We start from the raw sequence: 19,706 nt of genomic DNA, 5'->3' as shown, positions 1-19,706 counted from the left end.
CCAATATACATCAACCATTTCAAAATAACTACTTGGCTTAACGCAGTCATTGCACTGATTTTATACTTTCTTAACTTTTAAAAAAACTAGGACCTAAACCTAAAATAGAGAAAAACATGAATAAATACAAGAACATCATAAAATGTCATGATGCAGCTCCTCCAAATCAACCAACGAATTTGTTTAAGATCGTATCTACATGAGGACCATACATCTCTCCAAAAATATTTAAATGAACAAGTAAATAGTAAAGCTGATAAATGGCTTTACAATCCTCATAATAATTACTCACTGGGAATCTTTCCTCGTAAGCTTGGTAAAATGAATTCGAAAACCCGCCGAATAGCTCAGTAAATGCTAATTCAAAATGCCTGTCCCCAAATAAGAACGAAGGGTCAATTAAGAATGGAGCTCCATTACTTCCTACAATCCAATTCCCTCCCCATAAATCACCGTGTAAATAAGATGGAGTAACATGATCGGGAACAAACAAATCTAATTTATCTATTAATTTATTCAACTGTCTTCTTCGTTTACCGGTAATTTGATTTCGCTGTATCCCCAGTTCTAGTTGGCTATATAAACGGCATTCTCGATAATACGCTTGCCAACTTGTATAAAGGCCATTTACTTGCGAGAGTGTTCCCACATAAGTATTACTAGAGAACCCATGCTTGTCTCCTTTATGACAATGCATGCTTGCTAATCGTTCACCCAATAGTCTTTCCGTATCCTTATGTTCTTGCCCACTAACCCACTCCAATACTAAGTATGCTCTCTCTTGTTGATCGGAATAAGCAATTACTTTTGGTACATCAATGGTATTTGTATCCTTTATCAATTGAAGACCCTTGGCTTCCAGCTCAAAAAAACGGTTTGGGGCATTTGGATGATATTTAATAAAATAGTTGTTTCGATCTGTTTTTACAAAATAGCTCTCATTGATAGACCCACCTGCTACGCGCTTAATCTTATAGATAGAACTTTCATCTCCTGCTTGTTTCACTGCCTCTTTCAATAATGGATTCATTGTAATCCCCCTTTGCAAAAACGTTGTGTAAAACTAAACATGTGATTTATCAAATCTCATGTTTAGTGAAGCTTCCATCCGGTTTTTACTGAAACAAATACGTACAAAGGCTTCATTCGCCACGTCCTGTGGCAACGCCTTTGTGACCTACTTCCATGTAGGCCCGAACCAATCGGACATTTACTGGCAGTTGTTCCACACTTCCCATTTCGGTTTCTCTTTATTGCTTGACCGAGGGCTTACTGCCAGTCATATGTGGCGATAAATTTAATAGCCAAAACAAGCTTGAATTACAATAACTAGCCTCTAAAACCTATTTATTCTTTGAATCTATTCATACGTAATCTTCATATCACCAGGTTTAATCAAACCCTTCTTTCTTAGGTATTCAGCACTCAGTAGACTGATAAAAGCTGGGGCTATAATATGTAAAACAATGACACTCCAAACCACATGCATGGAGAAGCCCATGGATTCAAAAGTCATCATCTGACCTACAAAGCCGCTTGTACCCATCCCTGCTCCAGAAGGATTATTCGTTAATTCTAACCATACCGTAGCAAATGGTGCGAGTATTGCCCCAGCAATTGTTGGTGGCAACAGGATAATTGGTTTTTTTAAAATATTAGCAACTTGCAGCATCGATGTTCCAATTCCTTGAGCTATAACTCCGCCAAAACCGTTATCCCGATAACTAGCAATTGCAAAACCGACCATCTGGGCAGAGCAACCAATCGTTGCCGCTCCAGCCGCTACACCATCCAAAGATAGCATAATTGCAATCGCCGCTGATGATATGGGCGCCGTTAAGGCAAGTCCCATTAGCACAGCTACTAAGATTCCCATAATGAACGGCTGCTGTTCTGTGGACCAGTTTATCATCTCGCCAAATCCTACCATAAATTTATTGATAGCAGGACCAATAAATGTACCAACTGCAAAGCCAGATATAATTGTTACCAAAGGTGTTATTATAATATCTACACGCGTTTCTTGATATACCATTTTACCAAACTCTGTAGCTATTAGCGCAGTAACATAACTCCCAGCTGGTCCTCCTAATTCGGCACTAAAGGCACCTGCGAATAATGCTGAGAACAAAACAAGCGGTGGCGCTTTCAATCCATAGGCGATCGCTACCCCTATAGCACCTCCCATTACTTTCGTATCCATTGCAAAATTACCCATCTCAATTAGTGCATTTGCCAAATCAGGAGAAGCCAAAATAATAATCTTTTCTCCTGCTGTTTTTATAATGAGCCCAATAATTAGAGACGAAAACAAACCTAATGCCATATAACTTAACGCTGTTATAAAATACGTTTTTCCAGATAGCGAAACCCCTTTACGCGTCAGAAAATTTTTCATGCTGACCTCCCATTTTTGTGAATTAATTCACATATTTTCCAATGAACGACAGCTTTGCTGTTTAATTCACTATCTATTATTGCGTTAAACGTATCTCGTATCAAGTAGAAATATTCTAGCAACGAAACAACAGATTAGAAAACAAAGCTAATAGGACTGAGCAAAAATATTTATTCAAAGAAAAACCAATAGAAATGATAATGATTGCTCATGCCCTATTTCGCATTGAAGTATAAAAGATGGCTTCATAAAGTGGAACTTCATTGGTTTCACTTTTGCTTGGAGTGGAGGTCTCCAGTTATATGCGGGATAAACTGATTACTGAACAAAATACTGCAATTTTTGAGCTAATTTGCTTTTCTTCTTTTAATCGGCTACAATTTAACTGAAAATAATTATCAATTAACTGAGAATAATGCAACACAACTATAAGGAGATGTAAACCATGGAATTTACTGCAACTAAATCGCAGCTTGCCAAAATTATTCGGGAGCGTCGCGCAGTTAAAAAAGGCTATAACCATGAAGAAGTAAAAGAAGAAACGGTATTTGCTTTGCTCCAAGATGCTATCTGGGCTCCAAACCACGGCATGCGGCAGCCATGGCGCTTTATCTTTGTTGGACAAGATAGGCGGCCTGACTTCGCAAAAAAGTTGCTTCCACTTATCCTGAAGAAAAACAACAAAATCGGGAAGATTATTTGAATGAACCAAATGCAATTTTGGTGGTTGTCATGGAAGAAGCAGAAATACAGAAGCAATGGGAAGAGAATTATGGTGCCGTTGCTTGTATGATCCAGAACTTTTGGTTATTAGCTTGGGAAAAACAGCTCGGCGTCGTTTGGAAAACCAACCCACATATCTATGATCCAGCTGTTAAGGATATATTAAAACTGAAAGAAAATGAAAAGATCATCGGATTCCTTCATTTAGGTTATTTTGATGAAAAACCAGCTATCAAAGAACGAACACCGATAGCAGAAAAATTCACCACATACTAACATAAAAAGGGCAGTCGCAAAAGACAGCCCTTTTTTCTATACAGCTTGTTTCACCGACAATGGTTCAGCCTCCCCTTGTCGTGAGCAATATCCTGCTATTCCAGTGTCTTCATACATTGCTCTCCACAAGAAGTGCCTATATTAAGATATCTTTTTTTGATATCCCCATCTACCATCCTATTAATCCCATTTCGTACTCTTTAATTGGTTATCCTGCTCATGCCGTTCAATGGCAAGCTCAATTAATGTATGAATTAACTCCTTATATGGAAGCCCACTTACTTCCCAAAGCTTTGGATACATACTTATTTTCGTGAAACCTGGTAATGTATTCACCTCATTCACATAAATTTCTTCATCCTCGGTTATGAAGAAATCAACTCTAGCCAATCCTTCACAAGCCAGTGCCTCAAATGCCCTTATCGCCACTTCCTGCACACGTTCTGTCGTTTCCTTAGGTACATCAGCAGGAATGGCTAATTCTGCCCCTTTTTCATCGATATATTTTGATTCATAGGAATAGAATTCGGATTGCGGTAAGATTTCTCCTAGCAATGAAGCCTTTGGTGCTGCATTTCCTAAGACAGAGCATTCAATTTCCCTGCCAATAATATTTTCTTCCAAGATCACTTTATGATCATACTGGAAGGCTTCTTCGATCCCTTTATAAAACTCTTCCTCTGTCGTTACTTTACTTACCCCAACAGACGAACCTTGATTAGCCGGTTTGATGAAAATTGGCGTACTCAATTGTTCTACTGCATATGAATAAGAGATTTGTTGTTTCTTAGCTTTGGAATAAACAAGCCCTTTAGCTACATTTATTCCTGCAGCCTTTAAAAGACGCTTTGCTATATCCTTGTCCATACAAACGGAAGAACCTAATACACTGGAACCAACAAAAGGAATATTAGCTAATCTTAGCATTCCTTGTAGACTACCATCTTCACCTAAAGTACCGTGAACGATTGGAAAAACTGCATCGAGTTGATCAATTTGGATTGCATTTGATGCGTGAATCAATTGGTTATCACGTTCACCAGGAATTATAGCCACGGTATCGTTCGATTTATTTAATTGAATAAGCTTTGGATTTTCTTCGTGAAGTAAATAGGATGACTGATCATTTAAATGCCATTTCCCTTCTTTATCAATCCCAATTAGCACTACGTCATATTTACCTTTATCAATTGCCTCAACAATATTTTTAGCTGATTGAAGGGATACTTCATGCTCAGCAGACTTTCCGCCAAATATGATACCTACCTTTTTCTTTACCATTCTCCTCCGTCCTTTCCTGCATACAAAACTTTAAATAAAGTGAAACTTCAATCAGTGGGGTTTTGTTTATTCCCCACTGATTGTTCGTACCACAAGGGTATGACCTAAAGGCCCTAGAACCAATCAGACATTTACTGGCAGTCGACCCTACATCTACTCATATTGGTTTCACTTTTTGCTTGGAGTGTGTTGTCTTACTGCCAGTTATATGCGGGATAAAAACTTCACCACATCGGTGGCAACGCCTTTATAACCTAAATCCATATAGACTTGAATAAACTAAATTAATTACTGACAGCTATCCCTTCAATTTCAAAATGTTGCTTTGGAGGCAAGGGATATGGTCAATAATTCTATCATATACTAGGATTATAGCGATATAATAAAAATAGCACAAATTAACTTGGATAAGAAGTTTTACTACTAAAATTGTATTAAATCACAATACGGATTTATTGTTTATGCCTTTACTAATCGTATTCATTAAACAAGTACGTTTCCTTAAGTGTTGCTGAATTGGATTGCTTAAAATTCATCTTTAGCTGTAGGTTTTCACCATTGCTATTACTTTTCTATAGATCTGGATTCCATAGCATTTTGTATTTCAATTGAAAATAGTATTGGCTTTGCTTTATTTGAAGTATGTAGTTACCTACACGGGGTAGAATGGAAGATGAATAAAGTGAAACTTTAATCTGTGGGGTTTTACCGCTAGTTATATAATAAATGAATGATCGTTTACGGAGAAAAGTTAGATATTCATCGTAAAATCTACCATTACACAAAACTCTCTCATTCTTATGAGCTCCCTTCCCTTAAAACGCGAATAACTTCTTCAAACCCCTCTCTACTTTCCGCCAATCCTACATCAAGCTCGGAAATGATCTCATCGATCTTGGCTGATTCAGCTTTCTCATTCCTATCGCCCCTATACAGGCCACTATCTAGTTTCATGAACATATACGTTATGATCAATTGAAGTGTACGATCTTCTAAAAAAATAAAGCTATTATTCTGATCCTCCCTGTTTACACTTAACTCTTCCATGTTCTCTTTTATATATTGTTGAAGAAATCGTTTAAAATGTGTATGCATTTCTTGATTATTCACTTTCATCATCCCCTTCTACCTTACCACTAATATTTATATGGTTAAGAGCCTCCATCCCACCTTCGATTTCATCACCATAAGTGAATCCCATCATACTTCCTGTGTAGGAGGATTGCGGATTCCACTTCACTTGAAAATTTGCGAATGACAGTGTCTCTGTTGGATTTAATGCTTGTGATTGAATCGGCTTAAGCCAAAATTCTTGTTTATCGGTAGGGTCATTTATTCGCTCCCATGCATTGGCTAATTTCATTTTCTGCTTTGAGTCCTTATATACATATTTTCCTGAAAAGTCAAATACATTATTAGGAGATACCTTTAGACAAATATAGAGATTAGTTAACGGTTTCTCTCCCACATTTTGAATATGATAAGACCCAAGTGCAAAATTATCGAATCCCATTTCATGTTGAACATTTAAGGAATAGGTAAAATAACTAATAACGCGTAAGTCTACATTTTTCTTTGCCTCGGAAGCCAACCATTTTATTTCCTTCATGTATGAATGATTCATTTCTTTCCATTTCGTAATCAGCTGCTTTACTTCTTCTATACTCCCCACTCCGATCACCTCCAAAAAAGTTAAAGAGAGGAGCTGCTCCTCTCTTTATAACTATGCTGGAAACTTAATCGTTATTCGCCATCATCATTGTTTGGAAACACTACTGGACACTGCGGCGGAATTGTTGGTGCAGGGCATGGAGGAATTGGAAGCATATCTCTCGGTTCACAGAATTCAGCAACAATTTCAAGTGTCACATCAAATGTTGATTGAATGCTTTGACATAAACGAACAGTAAGCGTGACATCAAGCTCATTAGGATCCATTGTATCGTCACAACAAGCTGTACATACAAAGCAATCTAAATCTGTGTAACTTACATCAATATCTGTTCCTTCTGGTGCACAAAGAATCACTTGTTCACAACGAGTGAATTCTGCCTCCGTTACCTCTACTGTCCCTCCTCCAAGTTCTGGTATTAGATCAACAAAAACAGTTACTTCAAAGTTTTTACGAATGTTTACCAGTTGTAAGGTTACCTCCGTGCCATCAATGACTAACTCCTGATCTACTCGATCCAAAATGACAATTGGCTCCATAGCAGCAGGCGTAACTGTACATGTTACCGTATCGATATCGATATCCTCACATGTTAATTGCTCCCCAGTATTTGGATTAAGCGGCAATTCCAAATCCATTAGATTTAAATCAAATGTTGCTTCATTAAGAATCCAGTCATATACCTTCTCTGTATTAATACATAGGAGTTCCTGACCTCCAGATAAATTATTTGCTTGCATTATTGCAAACACCTCCGAATAAGATTAATTTCTTTCACTGGTAGCCTATGAATAAAGCCCCCAAACGGTATAGTGATATAGCGGAATTGTCATGATAATCATGGATTTAGGTAAACGTCATAATCATAACGACATCCGTACAATTTAAACATCAAATGTGACTGTATTTAGCTTAAATCGTGAAAGCTGTGCATAAAATGAGTATGTCAAAACAATTATGTTTTGTTATTTCAAAAATGCACATTTGTCACATATTGATGTTTCATAAATAGTATATTAATGTGCTGTAAAAGGGTGAATGAAAATGTATCGATATGAACTGTATAATGTTGATGATATTGATCAATTAAAAAAGGAGCTCGATGCCTACAAACAAACAGTTAAAACCATGACAGAGGGAAATTTATTTGAAGATTATTTTAAAACAAAAGATGACTTTTACGATTTAAAGATGAAAATTTTTGAATTAGAAGGAGACATGAAGGCTATGGAAAATAATTATCGAGAAGAAATTTCCAATCATCAAATGGAAGAGCAACATCTTGCTAACCAGCTTACATCTATTACTGGTTTCTTACAGCAATTAAGGCAAGACGCACAGCTGATTAAACAGCAATTTGAACAACTGCCATTTGTCGAGATTTCGGAGAAGATAAATCAATTAATAAGTAACCAAAACACAAATGCCATGGAACAGAAAATAGAACTGGAACATTTAAAAGAAGAAATCTCGCAAATCAAAGAATTATTGAAGCCTAAGGAGGATAATACTGCTAAAAATAATCGTTCAGCTAAGAGGTCAGATTACAAACAATTACAGGGCATACTACAATTCCCCAACAATGTCGAGCAACCCTTAAACAAAAAAAAAAATAACCAAGTAAATAAACAGCACTATAGTCATACAAAATCAAACAACGAGAAATCTTATTATACACATGCTAACTCACAGGAATCTGAAACAATATCCATGAGTAAGGCAAAGAAGACGTTCCGAAATGCTCAATACGAATTAAATAAAAATATTATTACTCGCACAGTAACTCCCAAAAACAAATCACAAGAGCAAAAAGAAGAAAGCCTCGATACAGACAGCACCTTACCTACTACTGAAGACACTACTCCTGTTGTAAATAATAATCTAACCATTGAAAATAACATAACAGAAGAAAATATACCAAGTACGGAAATAGAAGAAGAGCCGATAGAAAGTATTACAGAATCCAGTGAAGAAAAGCCAATAGAGCCAACGAAAAGTAACTCAGAGCAATCAGACGAATCAACTAAAAAATCAGACTTCACTTCACTTCTTTCCATTTTTAAAAGAGGGTGAGATGAACTGTAACCAGATTATTATCCCACTATCCATACACAATCAAATGGTTGAACATGGTATCTCAACCTTACCCTACGAGGCATGTGGCTTGTTAGCAGGAAATCAGACGAACGTTCAATCTATTTGGCAATTTAAAAATGAATGTAAGTCTGATAGACGCTTTTTTGTAAGTAAGTATAACGTTGAACGTACGTTGAACAGAATTAATGAAGAAAAGCAAGATGTTTTAGCTATCTATCATTCTCACCCTTTTACAGCACCAATACCTTCCACATTAGATATGATTAACCACCCCGATACCGATATAAAAATGATCATTATATCCTTTAAAAGAGGTTCTCCCACTGTGAGATGGTATCGAATACGTGATACGAACTATGAAGAATGCCTTTTTCGCATAGAATCCTCACGATAGCCCGACCATTCCCACAAAATAATACTATAATACATTATAAAACCTAAGGAGTTGAGATATGTTGAAGGCAAAAGAAATAAAGAAAGCAAAAAGCAGCTATAAAAAATTAAAGACGCCAACGAAGCCAATTGTATTAAATTCATCTTCATCAATTAAAAGAGGAATGTTTCGAAGAGGCGGCTGTTGCGGTAAAATAAAATAAATTTACGAGAAAACCTATTACATCCTCCGAATAGGTTATAAGAACGGTCTAGAATAAAGGTTTTACACTCATTTAAATAACACTTATTTCTAGAGGCTACCTTATTGGAAACTAGGATTATAGTAAATTGAAATGTATATAGTACCTACTTATTATTTATCTATATACACGATTAGACGATAACCCTATTTCTCTAAGGAGCCTCCTTCTTTATATTTTCATAACCCCAATCACCCTTATGAAACAGCACAGACAGATTTATCAAAGCCTATTATATATACCTCTCCGAAAACATGAGCTTAAAAAAGTGGAGCTGGTCTAAAAGTCCGCTCCTTATCTACATAACAAAAACATCCGTGGTTATTATTAACAAGACTCCAAAGAATTCTCCAGTTAGACCATATGTTGATTACAGGAAATCATAACTTTGGACAGCCCCTTTAACATAACCGCTAATGTGATAAATAAAGTGAAACCTCCATCGTGGGGGTTTTACTCCCACATTATATGTGGGATAAATAGACCAAAAGATCTGTAGTACATCATACAATTACCTATGTTCCAAGTCCTCGAATTATATGTATGCTGGGGAAATGACTTAATAATTAAAAAGTCCAATCACAAAGCGCCTTTAGCTAATAGTATAATCTTGAAAATAATATTTTATTTTCGAAACAGAATTCGTGAAAGGAGGGGGGATGTAATGTCCTCTAAATGTTTCAAAAACGTTGTAGTGGTTGATAAAAAGAAAAAACAGAAGCCACAAAAAAATCACTGCTGTAAACGTGAAACTTGCAAATGTAATTTCAAAAAGCCCGAGCTAAAGGCTACCAAATTAAATAGTGACTGCTTCTTAGTTAATTCCGTGGTAGGTACTAAAACCGTTCAAAAGGTAGCTGAAAGAACCATTCCACTCACAGATTTAGGAATACCAGTCCTTAGTGATATCGTTTCTATCACTGTTACCCCTGACTTAGATGGTATTACGCAAAATGCTAGAATTATCAAGGATAAGGTCGTTAATATTGGGCTCGTACCAGCAACCGTTTCTATAACTGTATTAGATGTAGCACTTCCGATTACGTTTACAACAAGTATTCCTTTCCAAGCGCATACCGACTTTCCAGGGGCTTGTCCACAGGATATGCTACAGGAAACGCCATTTGAAATCGAAGGAGTCTTTACTCAACAGGTTCCGGGTGTCGATGTTGCTGGCGTAGTTACGTTAGCAGGTATATTGGTTAAGGTTGTATTACGTACGACGATTACCGTTACACGCCAAGTGATCAAAGATCCAGAGGGGAATTTCTGTGATGTAGACCCTAATCGCTGTGAAAAACCAGGTACGCCGCCATCATTCAATTTCCCAGCACCAACTAACGGTAATGGAGGAATAATATAGAAAAAAAAATCACAGAATCGGTGACAAAATTTATGTCACCGATTCATTTTTTGTTTAAAATAAGGGTTGACTTCCAACCTAATTTCTCTTAATATTAATTCCAATAAATAGTTCCATGAATACTAGCAATGATGAAGAGTAGTAATCTAATCGAACACAGAAGAGAGCTGATGGCTGGTGAGAATCAGTGTGCTTCATTAGATGAATGGACTTCTGAGCTTCCAAACCGAACCATACGTGCAGTAGGCTTTGGCGAATTAATCTCATCGTTATCTGAGATACATATATGAAGCTACGTAAAGCTTGATATTGCTAAAGTGAGCTGTATTTCAGCTAATAAAGGTGGTACCACGGTCCCTCGTCCTTTGTCGGATGAGGGACTTTTTGCATTTAAAATGGAAAACTGCTGTTGAAAAGTAAATAGAATGGAAATCGTTGCGTAAGAGAAGTAAGCATGGTAAAAGCATTAAAGAGAGCTAGCGGTGGTGGGATGCTAGTATGTGGAACTGTGCTGAATGGACTTACAAGAGGCCTCCTGAACAGAGTAGGGATGCACGGAGCTCCGCCGTTATACGGATAGAATATCGGATCAAGCATTTCAATTTTTCGAAGCATTTTCCCGTATTCGAATAAAGATAAAAAGTCTACACTTTTTAACAGAGGTGGCACCGCGGTCCCCTATCGTCCTCTATAAACACAAATCATGTGTTTATAGAGGATTTTTTTATAGTCTAGGAAATTATAAATTTGTCCATGTGGTGTTGAGCCATGTCCAGCTCCAGTACCCAGAAACTAGGCGACTCGCCCTAAGCTAAGTCATCATCGGCTCGTAAGCTCACCGTGATTCCTTTATCTCCGTTGACTCACTCCAGTCGCTACGTTTCTAATTGGGCGCTTACGCTTTTGTGCTTACTTCATCATCTAGGGATGCATGATCTAATCACAACAAAACGAATGATTAATCTAAGAAAGGATGAAATGGCTTTGAAAAAAGAAGCAACGTATAAGCTTATGAAACTAAATGCAGATACATTAACCCCTATTGAATTATTCCAACGATTAACAGGTGAGAAAAAATTCCTACTGGAAAGTACCTTTCAACATGAAACGAAAGGAAAGTATTCATTTATTGGCTGTGATCCATACGGAGAGATTATTGGCTATGATGATACAACAGAACATATTGATTATATCAACCATACAGATAAGACAATCGATCAAAACGCTTTAACCTACATGGAGGAACATTTACCTCACATTTCCATTGATTTACCGCTCCCCTTTTACGGCGGAGCAATTGGCTATGTAGGCTATGATGCGATTCGATCGATAGAAGATATTGGTGAAACGTTAACGAATGATTTAGCCATGCCGGACATTCATTTTATGCTATATAAAAATATCCTTGTATTCGATCATGCTAGTGAAATTCTTTATGTGATCGCAATCCGGGGCGATGCAGATCAAGCAAATGATTTGGATTATCAATTGGAGCTTTTACGAAAACAGATTCAGCAAACGAACCCTACTAGTAATCAGCAGGAAACACCATTTACCTTTTATCCTGAAATATCAAAAGAAGCTTTTCAGCAACAAGTTGTAGCAGCAAAAAAGCATATTCAGCAGGGTGATATTTTCCAGGTTGTGTTATCTCAACGCATGAAGGCAACATTCGAGGGTGATACCTTTTCCTTTTATCGTCAGCTCCGGAAAGTAAATCCATCTCCGTATATGTTTTATATCGATTTTGGTGAGTATTTAATTCTTGGAGCATCGCCAGAAAGCTTAATAGAAACGCGCGGTAGGAATGTAATGACGAATCCAATTGCAGGAACAAGACCTCGTGGGAAAACACCGGTTGAAGATGAGCGCCTTATGAAGGAACTATTAAAGGATGATAAGGAAATTGCCGAACATCGTATGCTCGTCGATTTGAGTAGAAATGATCTTGGTCGTATATGTGAGATTGGAAGTATTCACATTCCAACCTACATGACAATTGAAAAATATCAGCATGTCATGCACATCGTCTCAGAGGTGCACGGAAAGCTTCGAAAAGGTTGTAGCTCCTTTACTGCATTAATATCCTGTCTGCCCGCAGGAACGGTATCTGGAGCACCTAAAATTAGGGCGATGCAGATCATTAATGAATTAGAAGGAACAAAAAGAGGTGTCTATGGTGGAGGCATAGGCTTTATTAATTATAATCATGACGTAACGATGGCGCTGGCAATTCGCTCACTTGTAGTCAAGGAGAAACATGCTTACCTACAGACTGGGGCTGGAATTGTACATGATTCCGAACCTGATAAAGAATATTTGGAAACGCTGTTTAAGGCTAAATCACTTATGGAGGTGTCTACTAATGATTTTACTACTGGATAATTATGATTCCTTCACGTATAACATCTACCAATATGTATCTGAAGAAGGTTTCCAGGTAAAAGTTGTCCGAAATAATTGCGTTACCGTTGATGAAGTAAAAGCGCTCAAACCACAGGCAATCATTATTTCTCCAGGTCCTGGCCTGCCAGATCAAGCTGGTGTCTGCCTGAAAATAGTCAACGCATTCTATCAGCAAATTCCCATTTTAGGCATTTGTTTAGGGCATCAAATTATCGGTGAGGCATTGGGTGCTTCACTTCGGCAGTCCAACCAAATTATGCATGGAAAGACATCACTAGTTACACATAATGGAGCTGGTATCTTTCAATATTTATCACAGCCGCTTAAAGTCATGCGCTATCATTCGTACGTCCTTGCTGAAGAATCACTTCCTCCGCAGCTTGAATTAGTGGCAACATCATTGGAGGACAAAGAGGTGATGGCTATACAGCATCCCTTTTACCAAGTATACGGGGTGCAATTTCATCCAGAGTCCATCGGTACAGCCGTCGGTAAGAAAATGATCCATAACTTTATTCAAGGAATAAGAAAGGAGAATCCCTATGAGAACTTATCTTGAAAAATTATTTCATGGACACCATTTAACCGTTGATGAAATGAAAAAGGTGGCGCTTTCCTGCCTGAGTAATTCGATAACAGAATCTGAAATCGCCGCGTTATTAACCGCATTACAGGTCAAAGGAGAAACTCCTGATGAAATAACTGGCTTGGTAGAAGTCATCCGCTCTCAATCATCATATCATACAACAACGATTGAAAATGTCATGGATAACTGCGGAACTGGAGGTGACATGTCGGGAAGTTTTAATATAAGTACCACTTCTGCATTTGTGATTGCTGGTGCAGGAGTTCCAGTTGCTAAACATGGAAATCGTAGTGTTTCTAGTAAAACTGGGAGTGCAGATGTTTTAGAATCCCTTGGTGTTTCTTTATTTTTAACACGCGCACAAGTAGAAGAATCATTGTATAAAAATAACATCGCCTTTTTATTCGCCCCACATGTGCATAACGCCCTAAAGCCATTTACAAAGGTTCGTAAAGACTTAGGATTACCGACCATTTTCAATGTCATTGGCCCATTGACTAACCCAGTTACGTTGAACTCGCAATTTATCGGCGTTTACCGTAAAGACAAACTGGAGATTGTAGCTCAAGCATTACGTAACTTAGGTAGAGAACGAGCAATTGTTGTCAACGGTGCTGGGGGTATGGATGAAGCATCACTTTCAGGCGAAAACCATCTTATCTTGCTTGAAGGTGGAAAACTAAAATCCTTTAGCCTACACCCAGAAGAAGTAGGATTACCTGTTTACTCTAATGAAGAAATTCAAGGTGGGAATCCGAAGAAAAACGCTGCGATTACAAAAGACGTGCTAAAAGGTCATTCAAGCGCTTATTTAGATACAGTCATTTTAAATGCAGGGCTTGGACTCTATGCACATGGGACAGCATCCTCTATTCAGCAAGGAGTAGAGTTAGCGAAAGAGAGTATTCGCTCTGGCAAAGCGTTAGCATGTTTAACAAGCTTAATTGACTTTAGTAAGAAATACGCAAGTGAGGTGGTATGAATGACTGTTTTAGAGAATATTATAGCCAGCAAACAAATCGAGGTAGAGCGGCTATTGCAAGTATCTATCCCCTTCCATGCTGCCAAACAACCGATCCCTTTTAAGGACACAATAGCTAATTCCTCCGAGGTACAGATTATTTCGGAAATAAAACGTGCCTCCCCTTCCAAAGGAGATATAAGAACAGAGATTAATCCAGTTGCACAAGCAAAACAATATGAAGCATGTGGTGCAGCAGCCATATCTGTCTTAACAGATACAACCTTTTTTAAGGGTTCGATGGAAGATTTGCAAGCAGTTGCTGAAGCGGTTCGAATACCCGTATTATGTAAGGATTTTATTATTCATCCCATCCAAATTGATCACGCTAAAGCCGCTGGTGCTTCCATTGTCCTGTTAATTGTTGCCGCATTATCTAAGCAACAATTACACGATCTATATCATTATGCTATAAACAAAGGGCTTGAGGTTATTTGCGAAGTACATCAAGTCACAGAATTGGAAGTTTTACTAGAGTTAAACCCTGAAATAATTGGGATTAATAACCGAAATTTAAAAACCTTTGAGGTCGATTTACAAACAACAGCAAAACTAGCAGCTCTTATTCCACATAGAGATACATTGATTATTAGTGAAAGTGGATTTCGTACCCGTTCTGATGCAATTTTGGCACGCGATGCTGGTGCAGAGGTGTTACTTATTGGTGAAACATTAATGCGCGCTACTAACGTATCAAAAGCCTTTAATGAATTAAAAGTTGCAAAGGAAAGGAGTACAAAGCATGCACGTTAAAATATGCGGCATTCAGTCTGTTGTGGCTGCACTAGCAGCTGTTGATGCTGGGGCTGACTTCATTGGCTTCGTGTTCGCCAAAAGCAAGCGGTCCATCACTCCAGAAGCTGCTGCTGACATTGTAAATATCCTTCCTCGTTCAGTTAAAACGGTTGGTGTCTTTGTAAATGAAAGGCTTGAAACAATGAATACGATAGCTTCACAAGTGCCACTTAATTATATCCAGCTCCACGGTGAAGAATCCGCTGCTGCTGCTAACAAATTAAATAGCAAAATCATTAAAGCATATCCAGTGGATGCTCAACACGTATCTCGTATCGAAGCCTATCCATGCGATTTCTACTTATTAGATGGACCCGTACAGAAAAGCCCAGGTGGTAATGGCGTTCCATTTGATTGGAATTTATTTAATCACTTACCAATACCAAAAGACAGAATCATGATCGCAGGTGGTCTTACACCGGAAAATGTTGGAGACGCCATTCGAACACTTCATCCATATGCTGTTGATGTATCAAGTGGAGTCGAAACGAACGGTAACAAAGATCCAGAAAAGATAAAACAATTTATAGCTAATGCAAAACGAAAGGATGAGTTTCATGATAACCTACACAATGCCTGATTCACATGGGAGATTCGGAAATTTCGGTGGAAGATATGTTCCGGAAACATTGATGCCTGCTTTGCTCGAGTTAGAAGAGGCGTATGAAAAGGCAATAAATGATCCAACATTTTGTAAAGAATTAAACGACTATCTAACCCACTATATAGGTAGAGAAACCCCTTTATATTATGCAGAGAATCTTACAAAGAAGTTAGCGGGGCCACAGATTTATTTAAAACGTGAAGATTTAAACCATACAGGGGCACATAAAATCAATAATACGATCGGTCAGGCTCTGTTAACACTTCGAATGGGAAAGAAAAAGGTTGTTGCAGAAACAGGTGCTGGACAACATGGAGTAGCTACTGCAACGGTTTGCTCTTTGCTTGGTCTCGAATGTGTTGTATTTATGGGTGAAGAGGATATGCGGAGACAGAAGCTGAATGTATTTCGGATGGAACTTTTAGGTGCAGAGGTACGTAGCGTCAAAAATGGAAGTGGCACCTTAAAAGATGCAGTCAATGATGCACTTAGATATTGGGTAGCAAATGTTGAGGATACACATTACATTCTTGGTTCTGTTGTTGGCCCTCATCCATTCCCGAAAATTGTTCGTAATTTTCAGTCGATTATTGGCAAGGAAACAAAACAGCAAATCCTCAAGCAAGATGGTTCATTACCAGATGCTATTATTGCATGTGTAGGTGGAGGCAGTAATGCGATGGGAATGTTTTATCCTTTTATTGAGGACGAGCAAGTAAAGCTGTATGGTGTCGAAGCCGGAGGAGCTGGATTAGATACAAACCAGCATGCATCTGTATTAGTACATCCAAGCCCTGGGATATTACATGGAACGATGACGAATTTACTACAGGATACACACGGTCAAATTCAAGAGGCCTTTTCGATATCCGCTGGACTTGATTATCCTGGCGTCGGCCCAGAACATAGTCATTTAAATGATACGAGGCGTGTAGCATATGTATCTATTACTGACGATGAAGCGGTAACTGCATTTCAAACATTATGCCAAGCCGAAGGCATTATTCCGGCATTAGAAAGTGCACATGCGATTGCTTTTGCTGAAAAACTCTCCATACAAATGGATTCGGAACAAACCCTAGTAATTTGCCTCTCTGGCCGCGGAGATAAAGATGTTGAGCAAATAAAACACGTATTGGAGGATAAATAGGATGGGAAAAGAGAGACTGGTTAATTACCTCAATCAATTACAAAATGAAAATAAAAATCTTTTTGTACCCTATATCATGGCTGGTGACGGTGGACTGAATAAGCTAAAGGAGCGTACGTTGTTTTTGCAAAATTGCGGTGTAGCTGCGATAGAAGTTGGGATTCCCTTTTCTGACCCTGTCGCAGATGGACCAACGATACAGAACGCTGGAAAACGATCACTTGATAATGATACGACGTTAACAGCAGTGCTAGAAGAACTCGAATCCTTTAAGGATGAGCGTACCGTACCAATAATTATTATGGCATATAGTAATCCTATATATCGGTATGGTATTGAACGCTTTGCTGCATCCTGTGTTCATGCTGGGATAGATGGACTAATTATACCAGATCTCACACTAGAGGAAGAAAAAATGGTAACAGATGCGCTCCAACAAAGTTCTGTTGCATTCATTCGGCTGGCAGCGTTAACTAGCTCTAGGGAGCGAATTAAAACGTTGGCTCATCGGTCAGAAGGGTTTCTTTATGCCGTCACCGTTACAGGTACAACAGGGGTAAGAACATCTTATGAAACTAAAGTAAAGACATATCTACACCAACTAAAACAACAAAGCCCTGTTCCTGTTTTAGCGGGGTTTGGCGTGTCCACTAGCAAACAAGCAAAAGAGCTTAGTTCTTATTGCGATGGCGTTGTTGTTGGAAGTAAGATTGTCGACCTTTTTCACGAAGGAAAAACAGAAGAAATTAAACAACTGATCCAAGCAAGTATTTAAATAGATCGATCTTCACGTTCTTAGCTTGTAGAAAAACCCCAGTGTTTTCTACAAGCATTTTTGTGCGTGGTGTGAGCGAACGCCCGCGTCTTCCCCGTAAAAACCACACTGCGTGATCTCGGATCACCCGCTTTCTACAGGATAAGGGAAGGCTTCTGTAGCAATACATCGCAAGCAGAAAAAGCACTCTTCTTTTTCAAGGAATCTCCTAGTATTCGCAGCGCTTCACTGCAAGGACATTCCTTTAGCATTTATTTTCCTCTACGCTTACGAGCCCTTTCGTAGACCTCTTGGCTTATTTCTCCACGCTGATAGCGCCTCTCTAAAAGCTCGAGGGAATCACTCTTCAGATTGTTTTTGGCACGAAAGCGAATAGTAATTACGATAATGATAAGTACTAAGCCAATCGACAACCAAAAACGAATGGTTGGATCAATAAAAATTGTATACATTTAACCACCTCTACCCTATTTGCTTTATTTTAAATATCATTCCAAGAGAACATTCATTTCATTCTCTAATGTAGCTACTAATATTTTGAAAATACCATGTGAATACTTATATATTTTTTATATTTATCCATACTACGTAACCAGAAGATTATGAGGAGGCCTTTTATGGTGGTATATATTGGGAAAATCATTATGTTATATCTCCTTACCATTATCATCATTCGACTAATGGGTAAATCAGCCTTTGCTCAATTAACTGCACATGATTTAGCCGGTGTTTTTTTCGTTGTGTCACTAGCTGCTGGTCCTCTAGTTACAAATAGCTTCACGAATGCAATAACAGGCCTTCTTGTTATTGGTACAATTCATATTATCCTTTCAAAGCTTACACTTGTTAATTGGTTAAATAAATTTTTTATCGGTCAGCCAACAATTGTCATCAAACATGGAAAACTAATTAAAGCTAATCTAAAGCGCTCTCATTTCACCTTAACTGGTTTATTGTCAAGTATTCGAGAAAAGGGGTATTCCGATATATCCAATATAGACTATGCCATTATTGAACCTAGTGGAGAAATCAGCATCCTTCTAAAACAAGAATTTTCACCTGTCACTCCAATGCACTTAAACATGGAAACGAAATACCAAGGTCTACCAATAGCTGTCATTATCGAAGGAACCGTACAATATCATAATTTGCATCTTATGAACAAAAGTGAACAATGGTTAAAAAATAGGCTAGAAGCTGTTGGTTATCCAGACCAAAAAACAATTTTTTATGCTGCTGTTCGTGATACAGATCATTTATTAACCATTGATAATGGTAGTGGCATCCTTGAAGTGCATCAACAAGGAAAATAGCCTTCATAATACAGCAGGTATTTGCTTCCTATTATTTTTTTAGAGCTTATTGTCAATGCTAAGAGAGAGGGAGGTGTGTGAAATGGCAAAAGATGTGCTTTGCGAAGTAAATAATTGCACGTATTGGGGCGAAGGAAATGTTTGTAATGCTGATCGAATCTACGTGGTTACGCACAAACAAACGAAAGCAAAAACAACGGAAGAAACGGATTGTAAGACATTTGTCGCCAAAAGCTAAGCATCTTCACCTCTAGAGAAGAACAAGTATGACCGAGGATGTCCATATAATTCGTTTAGATACAGCAACTGGATTAATGAGACTCCCTGTTATTTATTTTTGTCATAAACAGTTTGGTTTCTATCTCACTGATTGTTCGTACCACAAGGGTATGACCTAGGCCTTTGAACCAATCGGACATTACTTAACTGGCAGTAGACCCCCTATTTATCCATAATGGCTTCCCTTTATTGCTGGAAGCGGGGGCTTACTGCCAATTATTTGTGGGATAAACTTGCTTTTTCATTTGTCTCTAATTAAGAAAAACCGGGCAAAAACCAGCCCGGTCCTTTCCTGTTTGCCATAGCTAGAGCACATCCGATAGTTTGTATTC

Annotated in this window: 21 protein-coding genes, 1 pseudogene and 2 other annotated features; of the genes and pseudogenes, 15 read left to right on the top strand and 7 right to left on the bottom strand. The window is 38.1% G+C overall.

The window, feature by feature from the left end; all coding sequences use genetic code 11:
* Positions 1–166: 166 nt before the first annotated feature.
* Together Q1A47_RS15095 and Q1A47_RS15090 are read right to left on the bottom strand one after the other, a co-directional pair.
* Positions 167–1,030, bottom strand: a complete 864-nt coding sequence (locus Q1A47_RS15095; RefSeq protein WP_166530534.1) for a fructosamine kinase family protein — start codon at positions 1,028–1,030, stop codon at positions 167–169.
* 330 nt (positions 1,031–1,360) lie between these two features.
* A complete protein-coding gene (locus tag Q1A47_RS15090; RefSeq protein ID WP_166530535.1) occupies positions 1,361–2,398 on the bottom strand; it encodes a PTS transporter subunit IIC in 1,038 nt (345 codons plus the stop codon).
* Positions 2,399–2,843: 445 nt separating this feature from the next.
* Here Q1A47_RS15090 and Q1A47_RS15085 point away from each other — a divergent pair.
* Positions 2,844–3,397, top strand: a pseudogene (locus Q1A47_RS15085) (nitroreductase).
* A gap of 180 nt (positions 3,398–3,577) precedes the next feature.
* Here Q1A47_RS15085 and ddlA read toward each other — a convergent pair.
* Positions 3,578–4,678: a D-alanine--D-alanine ligase gene (gene ddlA / locus Q1A47_RS15080; protein WP_166530536.1), complete on the bottom strand. Its 1,101-nt coding sequence runs from the start codon at positions 4,676–4,678 to the stop codon at positions 3,578–3,580.
* Positions 4,679–4,758: 80 nt separating this feature from the next.
* Between ddlA and Q1A47_RS15075 the strand changes: the two genes are divergently transcribed.
* Positions 4,759–4,956 carry a hypothetical protein gene (locus tag Q1A47_RS15075; protein WP_299632422.1) on the top strand — a complete coding sequence of 66 codons (198 nt, stop codon included), beginning with the start codon at positions 4,759–4,761 and terminating at the stop codon, positions 4,954–4,956.
* A gap of 520 nt (positions 4,957–5,476) precedes the next feature.
* Here Q1A47_RS15075 and Q1A47_RS15070 read toward each other — a convergent pair.
* From Q1A47_RS15070 to Q1A47_RS15060, 3 genes are all read right to left on the bottom strand, one after another.
* Positions 5,477–5,788 carry a hypothetical protein gene (locus Q1A47_RS15070; protein WP_152525446.1) on the bottom strand — a complete coding sequence of 104 codons (312 nt, stop codon included), beginning with the start codon at positions 5,786–5,788 and terminating at the stop codon, positions 5,477–5,479.
* The gene (locus tag Q1A47_RS15065; protein ID WP_051388411.1) at positions 5,781–6,350 is read right to left on the bottom strand and encodes a hypothetical protein; all 570 of its coding nucleotides are present in this window, start codon (positions 6,348–6,350) and stop codon (positions 5,781–5,783) included. The genes Q1A47_RS15070 and Q1A47_RS15065 overlap by 8 nt, the downstream gene beginning before the upstream one ends.
* 71 nt (positions 6,351–6,421) lie before the next feature.
* A complete protein-coding gene (locus Q1A47_RS15060; protein WP_026682398.1) occupies positions 6,422–7,090 on the bottom strand; it encodes a hypothetical protein in 669 nt (222 codons plus the stop codon).
* A gap of 304 nt (positions 7,091–7,394) precedes the next feature.
* Between Q1A47_RS15060 and Q1A47_RS15055 the strand changes: the two genes are divergently transcribed.
* The 11 genes from Q1A47_RS15055 (at position 7,395) to trpA (ending at position 17,782) form a co-directional block, all read left to right on the top strand.
* On the top strand, positions 7,395–8,423 hold the full coding sequence (locus tag Q1A47_RS15055) for a hypothetical protein (RefSeq protein ID WP_026682397.1): 1,029 nt from the start codon (positions 7,395–7,397) through the stop codon (positions 8,421–8,423).
* 1 nt (position 8,424) lies between these two features.
* Positions 8,425–8,841 carry a Mov34/MPN/PAD-1 family protein gene (locus Q1A47_RS15050; RefSeq protein ID WP_026682396.1) on the top strand — a complete coding sequence of 139 codons (417 nt, stop codon included), beginning with the start codon at positions 8,425–8,427 and terminating at the stop codon, positions 8,839–8,841.
* A gap of 58 nt (positions 8,842–8,899) precedes the next feature.
* Positions 8,900–9,043, top strand: coding sequence for a hypothetical protein (locus tag Q1A47_RS15045; RefSeq protein WP_161629283.1), 144 nt, complete (start codon positions 8,900–8,902; stop codon positions 9,041–9,043).
* Positions 9,044–9,746: 703 nt separating this feature from the next.
* A complete protein-coding gene (locus Q1A47_RS15040; protein WP_166530537.1) occupies positions 9,747–10,445 on the top strand; it encodes a hypothetical protein in 699 nt (232 codons plus the stop codon).
* A gap of 119 nt (positions 10,446–10,564) precedes the next feature.
* Positions 10,565–10,814 (top strand) — a binding site (T-box leader).
* A gap of 57 nt (positions 10,815–10,871) precedes the next feature.
* Positions 10,872–11,137 (top strand) — a binding site (T-box leader).
* A 262-nt stretch (positions 11,138–11,399) separates the two neighbouring features.
* A complete protein-coding gene (gene trpE / locus Q1A47_RS15035; protein WP_299632420.1) occupies positions 11,400–12,830 on the top strand; it encodes an anthranilate synthase component I in 1,431 nt (476 codons plus the stop codon).
* Positions 12,811–13,410 (top strand): aminodeoxychorismate/anthranilate synthase component II, encoded by a 600-nt coding sequence (locus Q1A47_RS15030; protein ID WP_166530539.1) that lies wholly within the window; start codon positions 12,811–12,813, stop codon positions 13,408–13,410. The genes trpE and Q1A47_RS15030 overlap by 20 nt, the downstream gene beginning before the upstream one ends.
* Positions 13,394–14,419 (top strand): anthranilate phosphoribosyltransferase, encoded by a 1,026-nt coding sequence (trpD, locus tag Q1A47_RS15025; RefSeq protein WP_166530540.1) that lies wholly within the window; start codon positions 13,394–13,396, stop codon positions 14,417–14,419. Before Q1A47_RS15030 ends, trpD begins: the two co-directional genes overlap by 17 nt.
* Positions 14,420–15,211 carry an indole-3-glycerol phosphate synthase TrpC gene (gene trpC / locus Q1A47_RS15020; protein WP_166530541.1) on the top strand — a complete coding sequence of 264 codons (792 nt, stop codon included), beginning with the start codon at positions 14,420–14,422 and terminating at the stop codon, positions 15,209–15,211. It abuts the gene before it with no gap.
* Positions 15,201–15,833 (top strand): phosphoribosylanthranilate isomerase, encoded by a 633-nt coding sequence (locus tag Q1A47_RS15015; RefSeq protein ID WP_166530542.1) that lies wholly within the window; start codon positions 15,201–15,203, stop codon positions 15,831–15,833. Before trpC ends, Q1A47_RS15015 begins: the two co-directional genes overlap by 11 nt.
* A complete protein-coding gene (gene trpB / locus Q1A47_RS15010) occupies positions 15,811–17,007 on the top strand; it encodes a tryptophan synthase subunit beta (protein ID WP_166530543.1) in 1,197 nt (398 codons plus the stop codon). The genes Q1A47_RS15015 and trpB overlap by 23 nt, the downstream gene beginning before the upstream one ends.
* 1 nt (position 17,008) lies before the next feature.
* Positions 17,009–17,782 carry a tryptophan synthase subunit alpha gene (gene trpA, locus Q1A47_RS15005; protein ID WP_166530544.1) on the top strand — a complete coding sequence of 258 codons (774 nt, stop codon included), beginning with the start codon at positions 17,009–17,011 and terminating at the stop codon, positions 17,780–17,782.
* Positions 17,783–18,033: 251 nt separating this feature from the next.
* On the opposite strand, the gene Q1A47_RS15000 is transcribed toward trpA, so the two are convergent.
* Positions 18,034–18,234 (bottom strand): SHOCT domain-containing protein, encoded by a 201-nt coding sequence (locus Q1A47_RS15000; RefSeq protein ID WP_166530545.1) that lies wholly within the window; start codon positions 18,232–18,234, stop codon positions 18,034–18,036.
* 165 nt (positions 18,235–18,399) lie between these two features.
* Here Q1A47_RS15000 and Q1A47_RS14995 point away from each other — a divergent pair, with 165 nt between their 5' ends.
* Positions 18,400–19,095 (top strand): DUF421 domain-containing protein, encoded by a 696-nt coding sequence (locus Q1A47_RS14995; protein ID WP_166530546.1) that lies wholly within the window; start codon positions 18,400–18,402, stop codon positions 19,093–19,095.
* Between the two features lie 82 nt (positions 19,096–19,177).
* Positions 19,178–19,333 (top strand): DUF1540 domain-containing protein, encoded by a 156-nt coding sequence (locus tag Q1A47_RS14990; RefSeq protein ID WP_080668733.1) that lies wholly within the window; start codon positions 19,178–19,180, stop codon positions 19,331–19,333.
* The last annotated feature ends 373 nt before the right edge of the window (positions 19,334–19,706 follow it).

Origin of the sequence: uncultured Virgibacillus sp., assembly GCF_947495635.1 — a bacterium.
GTDB lineage: Bacteria > Bacillota > Bacilli > Bacillales > Amphibacillaceae > Virgibacillus > Virgibacillus salarius.
This window is presented reverse-complemented; position numbering and strand designations above follow the sequence as displayed.